This is a genomic window from Holzapfeliella sp. JNUCC 80, assembly GCF_053667655.1.
Window position 1 is genome coordinate 498,581 of the sequence record NZ_CM132205.1, and the last position, 13,035, is coordinate 511,615.

14 protein-coding genes are annotated in these 13,035 nt (G+C 35.0%); 10 read left to right on the top strand and 4 right to left on the bottom strand.

Annotated elements, in window-relative coordinates; all coding sequences use genetic code 11:
- Positions 1 to 22 precede the first annotated feature (22 nt).
- The 3 genes from rnjA to def form a co-directional block, all read right to left on the bottom strand.
- On the bottom strand, positions 23 to 1,708 hold the full coding sequence (rnjA, locus tag JNUCC80_RS02525) for a ribonuclease J1 (RefSeq protein ID WP_454142875.1): 1,686 nt from the start codon (positions 1,706 to 1,708) through the stop codon (positions 23 to 25).
- Between the two features lie 6 nt (positions 1,709 to 1,714).
- Positions 1,715 to 1,927: a DNA-directed RNA polymerase subunit epsilon gene (locus tag JNUCC80_RS02530; protein ID WP_454142873.1), complete on the bottom strand. Its 213-nt coding sequence runs from the start codon at positions 1,925 to 1,927 to the stop codon at positions 1,715 to 1,717.
- 129 nt (positions 1,928 to 2,056) lie between these two features.
- Entirely contained in the window at positions 2,057 to 2,611 is a 555-nt protein-coding gene (gene def, locus JNUCC80_RS02535; protein ID WP_454142871.1) for a peptide deformylase, read from the bottom strand.
- 169 nt (positions 2,612 to 2,780) lie between these two features.
- Here def and JNUCC80_RS02540 point away from each other — a divergent pair, with 169 nt between their 5' ends.
- From JNUCC80_RS02540 to holA, 10 genes are all read left to right on the top strand, one after another.
- Complete coding sequence (locus tag JNUCC80_RS02540) at positions 2,781 to 3,053, top strand: UPF0223 family protein (RefSeq protein ID WP_454153231.1); 273 nt, start codon at positions 2,781 to 2,783, stop codon at positions 3,051 to 3,053.
- Between the two features lie 168 nt (positions 3,054 to 3,221).
- Positions 3,222 to 5,069 carry a translational GTPase TypA gene (typA, locus tag JNUCC80_RS02545; RefSeq protein WP_454142867.1) on the top strand — a complete coding sequence of 616 codons (1,848 nt, stop codon included), beginning with the start codon at positions 3,222 to 3,224 and terminating at the stop codon, positions 5,067 to 5,069.
- Positions 5,070 to 5,167: 98 nt separating this feature from the next.
- On the top strand, positions 5,168 to 6,352 hold the full coding sequence (locus JNUCC80_RS02550; protein WP_454153232.1) for an FtsW/RodA/SpoVE family cell cycle protein: 1,185 nt from the start codon (positions 5,168 to 5,170) through the stop codon (positions 6,350 to 6,352).
- A 1-nt stretch (position 6,353) separates the two neighbouring features.
- Positions 6,354 to 6,659 carry a DUF2129 domain-containing protein gene (locus JNUCC80_RS02555; RefSeq protein ID WP_454142863.1) on the top strand — a complete coding sequence of 102 codons (306 nt, stop codon included), beginning with the start codon at positions 6,354 to 6,356 and terminating at the stop codon, positions 6,657 to 6,659.
- Positions 6,660 to 6,663: 4 nt separating this feature from the next.
- Positions 6,664 to 7,227 (top strand): 16S rRNA (guanine(966)-N(2))-methyltransferase RsmD, encoded by a 564-nt coding sequence (rsmD, locus tag JNUCC80_RS02560; protein ID WP_454142861.1) that lies wholly within the window; start codon positions 6,664 to 6,666, stop codon positions 7,225 to 7,227.
- Positions 7,224 to 7,706, top strand: a complete 483-nt coding sequence (gene coaD, locus JNUCC80_RS02565; protein ID WP_454153233.1) for a pantetheine-phosphate adenylyltransferase — start codon at positions 7,224 to 7,226, stop codon at positions 7,704 to 7,706. Before rsmD ends, coaD begins: the two co-directional genes overlap by 4 nt.
- 3 nt (positions 7,707 to 7,709) lie before the next feature.
- Positions 7,710 to 8,720 carry a SepM family pheromone-processing serine protease gene (locus JNUCC80_RS02570; protein ID WP_454153234.1) on the top strand — a complete coding sequence of 337 codons (1,011 nt, stop codon included), beginning with the start codon at positions 7,710 to 7,712 and terminating at the stop codon, positions 8,718 to 8,720.
- A gap of 54 nt (positions 8,721 to 8,774) precedes the next feature.
- Complete coding sequence (locus tag JNUCC80_RS02575; protein WP_454153235.1) at positions 8,775 to 9,413, top strand: helix-hairpin-helix domain-containing protein; 639 nt, start codon at positions 8,775 to 8,777, stop codon at positions 9,411 to 9,413.
- Positions 9,400 to 11,655 carry a DNA internalization-related competence protein ComEC/Rec2 gene (locus JNUCC80_RS02580; protein ID WP_454153236.1) on the top strand — a complete coding sequence of 752 codons (2,256 nt, stop codon included), beginning with the start codon at positions 9,400 to 9,402 and terminating at the stop codon, positions 11,653 to 11,655. The genes JNUCC80_RS02575 and JNUCC80_RS02580 overlap by 14 nt, the downstream gene beginning before the upstream one ends.
- Complete coding sequence (holA, locus tag JNUCC80_RS02585; RefSeq protein WP_454153237.1) at positions 11,652 to 12,653, top strand: DNA polymerase III subunit delta; 1,002 nt, start codon at positions 11,652 to 11,654, stop codon at positions 12,651 to 12,653. Before JNUCC80_RS02580 ends, holA begins: the two co-directional genes overlap by 4 nt.
- A gap of 73 nt (positions 12,654 to 12,726) precedes the next feature.
- On the opposite strand, the gene rpsT is transcribed toward holA, so the two are convergent.
- Positions 12,727 to 12,984, bottom strand: a complete 258-nt coding sequence (gene rpsT / locus JNUCC80_RS02590) for a 30S ribosomal protein S20 (protein ID WP_454142849.1) — start codon at positions 12,982 to 12,984, stop codon at positions 12,727 to 12,729.
- Between the last annotated feature and the right edge of the window lie 51 nt (positions 12,985 to 13,035).

Consider the following 13,035-nt stretch of genomic DNA (forward strand, 5'->3'; position numbering starts at 1 on the left):
GTTTAGACTTTTTTTATTTAGCTTAATCTTTACTAATAATAATTGGTAAGATCATTGGACGACGTTCAGTTTTATCGAATAAAAATTCTTGAAGTGAGTCAATCACACGTTGGCGAATGATTTTTTCAGAAGGTTTATCGCTATTTTCCATTGCTGAACGCATAACGTGGTAAGCGCGTTTTTGAGCTTGATTAATCAGTTCAACTGATTCTCTCATGTAAACAAATCCACGAGATAAGATATCTGGACCTGCTAGAACGCGTTTTTTGTCATAATCAATAGTAGCAACTACGACAACGACACCTTCTTCAGATAGAATCTTACGATCTCTCAAGACAACCGAACCAATATCACCAATACCAGATCCATCAACATAAACATCTTCTGCTGGGATATGTCCGGCTGGTCTTGCATAGTCAGAACCAAGAGCTAAGACATCCCCGTTTTGCATAATAAAAATGTTGTCTGGATCAACGTCACATTGAATAGCCAATTCAGAATGAATTTTTTGCATACGGTATTCACCGTGGACAGGCAAGAAGTATTTAGGCTTCATTAAACGAAGCATTAATTTTTGTTCTTCTTGACCACCGTGACCAGAAGCATGGATGTTGTTAACTTTTCCATGAATAACTTCAGCACCAGCTTCATACAATAGGTTAATTAAATGATTAACACTAATTGTATTTCCTGGAATAGGGTTACTTGAGAAGATAACAGTATCACCTGGGTTTAGTGTGATTTGACGGTGAGTCCCATTTGCAATACGGTTTAAAGCACCCATTGGTTCACCTTGAGAACCTGTACAGATAATCATAACTTCTTCTGCAGGGTATTGGTTGATATCATGGCCATCAATTAAAACACCATCTGGAATATTTAAGTAACCTAGTTCTAGCCCGTTTTTTACAGAGTTTTCCATACTACGTCCAAAAACAGCCACTTTACGGTTGTTTTCGATAGCAGCTTCAACTGCTTGAGAAACACGGTAAAGGTTTGAGGCAAATGTTGCAAAAATAATACGACCTTCAATACCTTCAACAATATGTTTGATAGAGTCTCCAACAAAACGCTCTGACTTAGAAAATTCAGGAACTTCAGCATTTGTACTATCAGATAGTAATGCCAGAACACCTTCTTCACCAAGTTTAGCCATTTTTTGTAGGTTAGGAGCAGGTTGATTGCTAGTAGGTGTGAAGTCGAACTTAAAGTCACCGGTTTCAACAATAACACCCTGTGGTGTATGAATAGCAATTCCCAAAGTATCTGGAATTGAGTGGGTTGTTTGGAAGAAATCAACAGTGATTTTTGGAAACTTCAATACAGTATCTTCATGGATTTCGTGAAGAGAAGTGGTATTAAGTAAACCATGTTCTTCTAACTTGCCTTTGATTAAGGCAGAAGCTAACGGTCCAGCATAAACAGGGATAGAAGGGATTTGTTTAAGTAGGTAAGGAATCCCACCAATATGATCTTCGTGTCCGTGAGTAATAACTAAACCTTTAATATTATGTTGGTTTTCGATTAAGTATGAATAATCAGAAATAACGTAGTCAATACCGAGTAAATCATCTTCTGGGAATTTAATTCCAGCATCAACAATGATGATTTCATCTTGAAATTGGATAACATACATGTTCTTACCAATTTCACCTAATCCCCCTATGGCAAAGACGGCGGTTTCATGATTTTTAACATTGAGTTTCATAATCGATTAAAACTCCGTAATTTTAAATGCTTCAGATTTTTGTTCATAAGCTAAAGAGTTACCTGTTAGCTCTTGAATGAATTCAACATTATAGGGGGTGTTTTTTTCAATCTGTTCACGAGCATCAACAAGTGATGTAGCATTTAAGTATAGTGTTTGTGTCGTTTCACGACGTGGGTTTTGAATTGTGTTTTCTTGATATAAAACTTTGTAAATCAAAGTAAAATCTCCTTTTTAATAAATAATAGTTTAACGAACAATAGGTTGGAAAAGACCAACAGATAGTTGAATAATAGCATAAAAACCGGGTTAAGTACAAAAATCTTATGGCCTTATAAAGTACAATTTCTATTCTAAAATTAGCATATTATCTTCAACGAAGAACGGATTTTCTTGGTTAATTCTATCGTAGAATAGGTAACCATTTAAGTGATCGATTTCGTGTTGACAAACGATAGCTTCATAACCTCTAAGTGTTTTTTCGATAACTTCGCCATCCATATTTTGGTAACGAATAGTAATTTTGTTAGCACGAGGCACGTAACCTGGAACATTACGGTCCACACTTAGACAACCTTCACCTTCACCAAGTGCTACTTTACGAACAGATTGGCGAATCACTTTTGGATTAATTAGCATTTCTTCCATGATAATGTTGTCATCAGCATCTGGAATCAAAACAGCACTCATAGCTTTTGATACGCCAACTTGGTTAGCAGCCAGTCCAACACCTGGACGTAGTTGATGTTTTTTAGCTAGTTCAGGATTTTGAGAGTTCTTCAAGAACGCCATCATTTCTTCAGCTAGTTTTTTTGTTTCATCTGATAGAGGGAAAGTAACTTCATCAGTTACTTTTCTCAAGACATCATTTCCTTCACGGACAATATCTTTCATTAATAGCATAGTTAAGCCTCCATATTAAATATAATCTCTATTAATTTATTTTACCACATTTATAGAAACAAAAAATACGATATTAGGAAGGTTTGCAGACATTATTTCTATTAAAAATTCTTTGATGTTTCAAAAAATTGCGCTAAAATGAGAATGACTAGTGAAGGGAGAACAAGAAATGAATTATGCTTATCCTTTAGAAGATTTTTGGTCTATAGAAGAAACGACTCAAGCGATTGCTTTTTACAATGCTGTGGAACAGGCATATGAAGAATCGATTGATTGCGAACAATTCTTGATGCGCTATCATGCGTTTTCAAGAATTGTGCCAGCTATTGCAGAACAAAGACGAATTAGTCGACAATTTGAAGAAGTATCTGGATACTCAATTTATGACACAATCCATCAAGCCAAAAAGTTAAAAACAGGCCGATTGGTGATGGCTAGTTAATTATTGACTGATTCTGACAATAAATTGACGTTTATAAATATAGTATGCTAGAATTAGGAAACATAGTAATAAGTACTAGAAAACATCACAATACTGATGTGATGTTTTGGCGTAAGAAAGCTGTGAGAATGAGTCACAGTTTTTTTATGGACTTTAGGAGGAACTCAATTGGATAGAAGAAACGACATTCGCAATATTGCGATTATTGCCCACGTTGACCACGGTAAAACAACATTAGTTAATGAATTGTTGAAACAATCAGATACATTGGATGAACACATTAACTTAGACGATCGTGCGATGGACTCAAACGATATTGAAAAAGAACGTGGAATCACTATTTTATCAAAGAACACTGCTGTTAAATATGGTGATACAACAATCAACATTTTGGATACACCCGGACACGCCGACTTCGGTGGGGAAGTAGAACGTATCATGAAAATGGTTGATGGGGTTTTACTTGTTGTGGATGCTTACGACGGAACAATGCCACAAACACGTTTTGTTTTGAAAAAAGCGCTAGAACAAAACCTAACACCTATCGTTGTTATCAATAAGATTGACCGTCCTGGTGCTCGCCCAGCAGAAGTTGTTGACGAAGTGCTAGAACTGTTTATCGAATTAGGTGCTAACGAAGACCAACTTGAATTCCCAATTGTTTACACAAGTGCAATTAACGGAACTTCAAGTACTGATGAAGCATTAGATACTCAAAAAGAAACAATGAACCCCGTCTTTGACACAATCGTCAAAGAAATCCCAGCTCCTATCGATAATGAAGATGAACCACTACAATTCCAAGTGGCTATGCTTGATTATGATGATTATGTTGGACGTATCGGTGTTGGTCGTGTGTTCCGTGGAACTATTAAGATTGGGGACCAAGTTTCCGTCCTTAAACTAGATGGTTCAACACAAAACTTCCGTGTAACTAAATTATTTGGTTTCTTCGGTCTTAAGAAAATTGAAATCGACTCAGCTAAAGCTGGTGATTTAATTGCCGTTTCAGGTATGGAAGATATTTATGTTGGTGAAACAGTAACACCTGTTGACCACCAAGATGCGCTACCTGTTTTAAGAATTGACGAACCAACACTTCAAATGAAATTTGTTGCAAACAACTCACCATTCGCAGGACGTGAAGGTGAATATGTAACAGCTAGAAAAATTGAAGAACGTCTTCACAAACAAACAAGAACTGATGTTTCTCTACGTGTAGAAGCAACAGATGAACCAAATGCTTGGACAGTTTCAGGACGTGGTGAACTTCACTTATCAATCTTAGTTGAAGAAATGCGTCGTGAAGGTTACGAATTACAACTTTCAAGACCAGAGGTTATCTACAAAGATGTTGATGGTGTTATGAGTGAACCTTACGAAGCAGTTCAAATCGATACACCTGATGAATATGTTGGTTCAATCATTGAAGCTTTATCACAAAGAAAAGCTGACATGAAGAACATGGAACCAATGGGTAACGGACAAACTCGTCTTCACTTCTTGGCACCATCTCGTGGATTGATTGGATTCTCAACAGAATTCTTATCAATGACTGGTGGTTACGGAATTATGAACCATACTTACGACAGCTACCAACCAGCTATTAAAAACTGGGAACCAGGTCGTCGTGAAGGTGCTCTTGTTTCTATCAACCAAGGACCATCTACAACATACTCTCTACAATCTATTGAAGAACGTGGAACATTATTTATCGGTGCAGGTGTTGAAATTTACGAAGGTATGATTGTTGGTAAAAGCAGTCGTGATCGCGATATTTCAGTTAATGCAACTAAAGGTAAAAAATTAACTAATACTCGTGCTTCAGGTAAAGATCACTCTTCAAGTATTAAAACACCTAAAGAATTAACACTTGAACAATCAATTGAATTCTTGAACGATGATGAATATTGTGAAGTAACACCACAAAGCATTCGTCTACGTAAGAAAATCTTGAATACTAACGAACGTGAAAAAGCTTCAAAACAAAAGAAACTAGCTTCTAAAAAAGGATAGTTTTTAGTTTTAAAGAGCCTTAAGGACAAATCATCCTTAAGGCTTTTTTGTATCCGTGATATAATAAAAAAAGCTTAACGACTAGGGAGCGTGTACTTGTGAAGAAAAAGTTAAATAATTTGGATTATGGTATTTTAATCCCATTTTTACTTCTGATAGGAATTGGAATGGTGATGATTTACTCATCTAGCTCATACATATTATTGGTGAACAATTTATCGCCCTTTGCTTATTTAACTAAGCAGTTGATGTGGGTTGTTGTTTCGTTAGTGTTGGGTTTTGTCTCGTTTCGAGTCAAGTTATCTACACTAAAAAATCCCAGGGTAATTTTGTTATCTCTGGGTATATCTTGGATATTGATGTTGTTTTTAGCAGGTATCAAATTTTTAGCTCCTAAAAGCATTGTCAGACTGTTCGAAGTAAATGGTGCTGTAGGTTGGATTCCATTAGGACCTTTTACGATTCAACCAGTAGAAATTGCAAAATTTGCTTTGATTTTGTATTTAGCCTATATTTTTAATAAACGGACAAACCGTCTAACTAGAAAAGTTATTCGAAATGAGTTGTTTGGCCCAATTGTAATTGCCACTAGCTTTTTTGTTTTAGCGTTGGTTCAACCTGACATGGGTGGGGCTGCTATTTTGGCTGTAATTTCACTGAGCTTATTTACGGTTTCTGGAATTTCAGCCAAAAGAATGTTCACGATTAACGTTGGTTTGATTCTATTTTTAGTGATGTCTGTAGCATTATTAGTAAAATGGAATCCGGATTTTCTCCAGGGTTCATATGCTTACATGCGAATCCTAGCATTCTTGCATCCATTTCAATTGAAAGCTACTCAAGGAGCACAACTAGTTAACTCATACTATGCCATTTATAATGGTGGGTTCTTCGGTGTCGGTTTAGGAAACAGTATCCAAAAAAGAGGTGCTTTACCTGAACCTTACACAGACTTTATTATGTCAGTAATCACTGAAGAATTAGGGCTAATTGGAGCGTTAGTTGTTTTAGGGCTGCTATTTTACTTGATTTGGCGATTAATGCGTACAGGGTTACATGCATCTGACAAATTTAATTCCCTTATTTGCTATGGTTTTGCAACAACTATTCTAATTCAAATCATCTTTAATATTGGGGCAGTTGTGGGGTTACTACCAATCACAGGAGTGACCTTACCTTTTATTAGTTATGGAGGGTCTTCTTTAGCCATTCTAACGGTTGGAATTGGACTTTGTCTAAATATTAGTAGTTGTGAAAAAAGTTTAAAGGAGAAGAAGAGATAAAGTGACTACACAGTTAACTTCAAGAAAAAAATTAATTGTCTGGATAAAACAAGTTAAAGATATCAAAAAATTAAAACGTTACGGCTTTATCACTTACGTATCCAAGACTTTTCGCTACGTTTGTCTATATGTTGATGCGAAAAATCATCGTAAGTTGATGGATCATTTATCTCAAAAAAGTTTTGTGATAAGAGTCAAACAATCAAAATTTGAAGAACTAGCGTTAGATTTTGATAATCAAAAAGATTTAATGGAATCCTTAAGGGCTGAAGCAAAAGTTTATAATCAAAATCACGAAATGAGGTAGCAAAATGAGAGTGATTGGTGGAACATACTCTAAGCGAACTTTAAAAACATTATCAAGTCAATTGACACGACCAACCAGTGATAAAGTTAAAGAATCACTATTTAATTCTTTAGGACAGTACTTTGATGGCGGTACCGCACTTGATTTATATGGCGGTAGCGGTGCGTTAGCAATTGAATCTGTATCTCGTGGTATGGATAAAGCGGTCATTGTTGATAAAGCTTATCAAGCAATCAAAATTATCAAAGAAAATGTTGCCATGACTAAAGAAGAATCAAAATTCGAAGTTTTAAAAATGCCTGATGAAGCAGCGCTTAAAAAATTGGCAATGAATGGGCACCATTTCGACTATGTTTTTTTAGATCCACCTTATGCTAAACAGCGTATTGCTGACATTATGGATGAACTAGTTGAACTAAAATTATTAGCAGAAGATGCCATTATTATAGCTGAAACTGACAAAGATACAGAAGTTGTTGTAGAAGATAATTATGAGTTGGTTAAAGAAAAGAAATATGGTCAAACAATGATTCGTATTTTTCGATACGAAGGAGTGTCTGCATCATGACAAAAGCGATTTTTCCAGGAAGCTTTGATCCCATTACCAATGGACATGTTGACCTAGTTAGACGTGCTGCTAGATTATTTGATGAAATTGTTGTCGCCGTTATGACTAATACAAAAAAGAACTATTTATTCTCGCAAGATGAGCGCAAGCAAGTTGTTGAGTCTGTATTTTCAGATACTGAAAACGTTACAGTTGTCAGTGATTTTTCAGATTTAACGGTTAATGTTGCTGAAAAAAATGGTGCTACGCATATTGTGAGAGGGTTAAGAAATGGGAGCGATTTTGACTATGAAAAAGCGATTAGTCAGATGAATGCTCATCAAAATAATGCGATTGAGACCGTGTTTCTAGTGACCGATTCAAAGTATGAATTTGTGTCTTCTAGCATGATTAAAGAGGTTGCTGGATTTGGTGGCGATGTCCGTGACTTTGTGCCGGATGTCGTTAGTCAATTATTAATTAAAAAACTGGAGGACTAGTGAATGAGACGAAGATGGACGGTCATAATCGCGCTATTAATTATTGCTTTGGGTGTCTTTTTAAATTTTCCAACTTCGTACTATCTTGAAGTACCTGGTTCAGCAGAAGATGTCGCTAAGTTTGTAAAAGTTGATAATGATAAAATTGTTAAGAATAATCAATTTTATTTAACAACTGTTGGGATAAAAAAAGCCACGAACCTGAGTTTATTTTTAAGTCGATTTCAACCGCATGTGACAGCTGTTTCGAGTGAAGAATTGACGGGCGGCGTAAGTGATGAGCAGTATCTAAAGGTTCAACAATTTTTTATGCAAAATTCACAAAATGCAGCTATTATCAATGCCTATAAAAAGACGAACACGCCATATGATCAAAAATACTTGGGAGTTAATGTCTTGCAGGTGGATCCTCAGTCTCACTTTTATCAATCGCTAAAATCTGGTGATGTTATAACTGGTATTAATGGGCGTCACTTCAATCAAACTAGCGATTTAATACAGTACGTTTCAAGTCTTGATGAAAATCAAGAAATCAAATTAGAAGTTAAACGATCAAACCAAACAATTGAACTGTCGGGTCAAACAATGAGACTTACTACAACTAATAAAGTGGGAATAGGGGTTTCGTTAGTTGATGAAACTGAACTAACAACAAATCCTAAAGTTACAATTGACGCTGGCTCGATTGGTGGACCTAGTGCGGGTTTAATGTTCTCACTGGGTGTTTATCAACAGCTAACCCAAGAAGACCTCACACATGGCCAAAAAATAGCAGGAACAGGAACAATTGATACAGATGGCAATGTTGGTGCTATTGGTGGTATTGATAAAAAAGTTGTTGCAGCTTCTGATGCTGGTGCACAAGTTTTCTTTGCGCCTGAAGCAATGGGTGAAAATAATATAACGAATTATGAACTAGCTAAAAAGACAGCTGAAGAAATGAAGTTATCTATGAAAATAGTGCCTGTTAAAACATTTGATGATGCGCTTAATTATTTAAAAAACACAGTGTAAATGAACACTGTGTTTTTTTTCGTAGTTAAGTAAAAATGAAAAGAGAAGAATACCATGGAACAAATTAAAAAGCATCGAACCAAATTAATTATGATAGCCGTAGCTATTATTTTTGTTGGGGGTTTATTAATTTATAGTCTAAACCCTAAAATGAACAAACAGTCATTTGAATCTGAAACTAGTGGTTTTATTCGAATCAATAACTTGGAAAAGAGCGATAATGTGAGTGAGGAATCTCACGAAAGCCAACCCGAAACAATCAAAGTTGATATTAGTGGTGATGTTAAAATGCCAGGTGTTTATGAATTGAATCGGGATTCACGCATTCACGATCTCATAAAGCTAGCAGGTGGTGTGACAGAATCTGCTAATCTCAATACGACTAATCAGTCACGCGTGCTTAAAGACCAAGATAAAATCATTATTAAGAGTATGACAAGTGCTAATTCCGAAACTTTAGAGACCGACGATAATAAAACACAAGACGGCGAAAAAGAATCAGGGAAAATTGATTTGAACACGGCCACTGAATCTAAACTACAGGGGATTACAGGGATTGGTCAAAAGAAAGCACAACGTATTATTGACTATCGTAAGAAGCACGGTAACTTTTCATCGGTTGATGATTTAAAAAATGTAACGGGGATTGGTGATAAGTTTATTGAAAGCATTCGTGCGGATGTTAAAGTTTAAGCTGTTACCAGGTGACATTTTTATACTCGCATTTATGTTGTTAACACTGGTTTTTGCTTTATCTAGTCATCATTATTTGAGTATTAGCTTATTTTTAATGAGCTTGTTGTGGTGGTTAAAAAAGGTACTAAAGCAAAGTCTAGTTTATCTAGCTATATTAGCAGTAGTATTGATTAGCTATGGCTTGTTATATAGTCATCAAGCAACTTATCAACCACCTGATAATACAAAGATAGTTGAACTTTACTTAGATGAAGTGACTTTTAATCAAGAAGCTGATAGCTTTTTTGGTGAAGGAAAATTAGATTCTCAAAAGGTTTTGATTAGTGGAAACAAGATTAAACAGCTTAAAAATCAAAAGATAGCGTTTAAAAAATTGTTCATTAGGTCTGCGGAGCTCAAACCATTGACTAAGGCAACTAATATCGCTGAATTCGACAGTCAGAATTACTATCAAAGTTCAGGTATTCACTATCAGTTGAGTATTAAAGACTATCAGGTTGTATCACCCGATACACTTATACTGTTTAATCCTATCAGTTTGATTCATCAAGTACGTTTTGAGCTCAAAAAGTTCTATCAACAGTTACCTGAGCCATTGAATATGTTGGGCTTTCAGTTAATACTAGGTGAAAAATTTAAGGAACTATCATATGATGAGACCTTCAAAAAATTAGGGATTATTCATATTATTTCAATATCTGGATTGCATGTTCAAGTTATTGCGAAATTACTTGAGAAACTACTATATTTACTACGAATACGTCGGAAACAGACTAAAATAATAACAGGAATAGCTTTGATTATCTTTGTTTTTATTGGTAATGAACAAGTCGGACTGGTGAGAGCTGTTGTTAGTTATTGGGTGGCTTTGGTCTTAGTTAATGTTTTTAAAGTGAAGTTGAATCCACTAGATCAGCTGGGACTAGGGTTTATTTGTCATTCATTAATTGATCCTTTGATGATTACCACAGTAGGTGGTCAACTGAGTTACTTCTTAGTACTTATTTTGATTTTGACGCAAAATATGTCTTATTTGAAACAATCTATCTACCTTAATTTAACTAGTTTGCCACTCTTGCTCTATTATTTTTATAGTTATAACATCTTCACGAGTTTATACAATTTTATAGCAATTCCCTTATTTGATTATATTATTTTACCGCTTGTTTTACTCAGTTTTTTGTATCCGCTAGTTCCACTAGTTTTTGATGGTATAGCTTATTTATTACTCAAGTTATTTGATTTTTTGGGTTATGTGGGACAGCTAGATTATGGCATGGTTAATTTTGGTAAACCGGAATTTATAATCGTGATATTACTTATTGGATTAACGATTGCAAGTTTTACCTTTGAACGGATGAAATCAAGGTTAATTGTGACGATGGTAACGATGTATAGCATAGCTTACATACTTATCCATTTTCCTTTTTATGGGCAAGTGACGTTTATGGATGTGGGGCAGGGAGATAGTATTGTTTTGACAACGCCAATTAAACGTAAAGTGGTAATGATAGATACAGGTGGCCGGTTAAACTTTGGAAAAACGACCAACACCAAATCTATTGTAGAAAAAATAACGGTTCCTTATTTGAATGCTCAAGGTATTTCACAAATTGATGCTCTGTTTTTGTCTCATCAAGACGATGATCATATTGGTGATTTGGAGCCATTATTAAGGTCAATAAAAGTTGAAACAGTCTATTATGGGATAGGGATGCAACGAGTGGCTAAGTTTAAAAGTATTATGCAACGTTATTCTGAAATAACAGCCTTTCATGCGCTGAAAGCAGGAGATAGGCGTGAGTATGAGTCACTTGATTTTAGTGTTTTATATCCTGAAAATCCTGGGATGGGCGAAAATAAAGATTCGTTGGCGTTATTAGTGGGCGTTCAAGATAAAAAATGGTTATTTACAGGAGATTTAGAAAAAAATCAGGAATTGACAATTTTAAAGAAATATAAAGACCTAAAGATTGATTATTTAAAACTAGGGCATCATGGAAGTCGAACATCAAGTTCATTTGAATTTTTGAAACAACTCAATCCAAGCTATGCTTTTATTTCAGCTGGAAAAAATAATCGTTATCACCATCCACATCAAGAGACAATTAATGCGCTAAGTAATCTTAAAATCAAATATGACGGTACTCATCAATATGGTATGATTAACGTATATTTCAACAGTTTTGGTCAGTGGGAAAAGCGACGCTACCAAACCAATGAGGAGGATTCTGGTTGACACTTAGTCAATTTTTAGACATAAAAAATAACCAAAGCACTTTAGGAGCATTGGTTAATACATCAACGGATTTACTAAATGATTACTTGATTCAACAGCTGGTAAAAAAATATCAAGAACAACATGGGGATGTGGATATTGTTCGATTTGATTTAGACAAGCAAGGCTATCAGGGACTTGTTAATGAACTCACGCAATCATCTTTGTTTTCATCCCAAAAAATCCTGATTATTTCTGAACTTGAGAATTTAACTGCTAAAGCGCCTGCAGTTAAGAACAAAAAAGTATTAGATCAACTAATTAAGGTGATTGAGTCCCAAGAAATTAGCGATAGTTATTTAATATTTGATTTTAATTATCCTAAATTGGATGAGCGAAAAAAAATAATTAAAGTTTTGAAAAAGCATTTGATGACAATAGAAGATAAACTATCTTATCGTAATTTAAATGCGTTTGCACAGCAACTAATTGAAAAAGATAACTATAAAATCGAGCCTCAAGTAACCAATTTATTGGTTAAGCGTGCGGCTTTTGATGTAACCGCTTTAATGAATGCAATAGAAAAGCTTAAAATTGCATCGTTAGATACGATGATCATTTCACAAAAACTAGTTATTGATAACGTTGAGCAAAATTTATCGGATAATATTTTTGATATTTTGAGTTTAGCATTAAAAAAAGACTACCAACAGGCTATTGAATTACTGAAGGAGCAAATTAATCAAGGGGTTAATGAGGTCCAACTGGTCGCTGCTATGACCTCTCAACTTCGATTTTTGTTGCAGGTTAAGCTATTACAAGAGCAAAATAAATCGTTAAAACAAATTGAACAAACTTTAAAGGCACATCCTTACCGTATAAAGTTAGCCAGTCAAACTCAAATTAGTACCTCACACCTGGTGTATCTGATTAATCAATTAATAGAAATAGAGTATCGAATCAAATCAGGTTATCAGTATCATGATGATTTTTTGCAGTTATTTCTGTTAAAATGCTAAAAAAGAAGCTCTCTTATAAAAGAGGGCTTCTTTTTAGTCTTTAATATTAAAAACTAAAATAAGTTAAGTTATCTTAGTTAGCAGCATTTTGTTTTGCTAGACGAGACTTATCACGGTTAGCTTTGTTCTTGTGAACTAAACCTTTTGATGCAGCCATGTCAATTGCGCGTAAAGCTTGGTTAAATAATTCGTTAGTGTTGTCAGCGTTGTTAGCTTTAGCAACTTTGAATTTTTTGATAGCTGTACGTAAACGGCTCATTTGAGTAGCGTTACGGTTGTTAGCAGCTTCAATAGTTTTAACACGTTTGATAGCAGATTTGATTTGTGGCATATTTGTCACCTCCAATTTATAACAAGAGTTTTCACAGGAAAACTCAGCGAC

What these genes read in the sequence shown, in the direction of transcription:
- JNUCC80_RS02570 (WP_454153234.1), top strand. Translation starts at nt 7,710, where the DNA reads ATGAGACGAAGATGGACGGTCATAATCGCGCTATTAATTATTGCTTTG.
- JNUCC80_RS02580 (WP_454153236.1), top strand. Translation starts at nt 9,400, where the DNA reads ATGTTAAAGTTTAAGCTGTTACCAGGTGACATTTTTATACTCGCATTT.
- JNUCC80_RS02575 (WP_454153235.1), top strand. Translation starts at nt 8,775, where the DNA reads ATGGAACAAATTAAAAAGCATCGAACCAAATTAATTATGATAGCCGTA.
- coaD (WP_454153233.1), top strand. Translation starts at nt 7,224, where the DNA reads ATGACAAAAGCGATTTTTCCAGGAAGCTTTGATCCCATTACCAATGGA.
- rpsT (WP_454142849.1), bottom strand. Translation starts at nt 12,984, where the DNA reads ATGCCACAAATCAAATCTGCTATCAAACGTGTTAAAACTATTGAAGCT.
- rnjA (WP_454142875.1), bottom strand. Translation starts at nt 1,708, where the DNA reads ATGAAACTCAATGTTAAAAATCATGAAACCGCCGTCTTTGCCATAGGG.
- def (WP_454142871.1), bottom strand. Translation starts at nt 2,611, where the DNA reads ATGCTATTAATGAAAGATATTGTCCGTGAAGGAAATGATGTCTTGAGA.
- JNUCC80_RS02540 (WP_454153231.1), top strand. Translation starts at nt 2,781, where the DNA reads ATGAATTATGCTTATCCTTTAGAAGATTTTTGGTCTATAGAAGAAACG.
- rsmD (WP_454142861.1), top strand. Translation starts at nt 6,664, where the DNA reads ATGAGAGTGATTGGTGGAACATACTCTAAGCGAACTTTAAAAACATTA.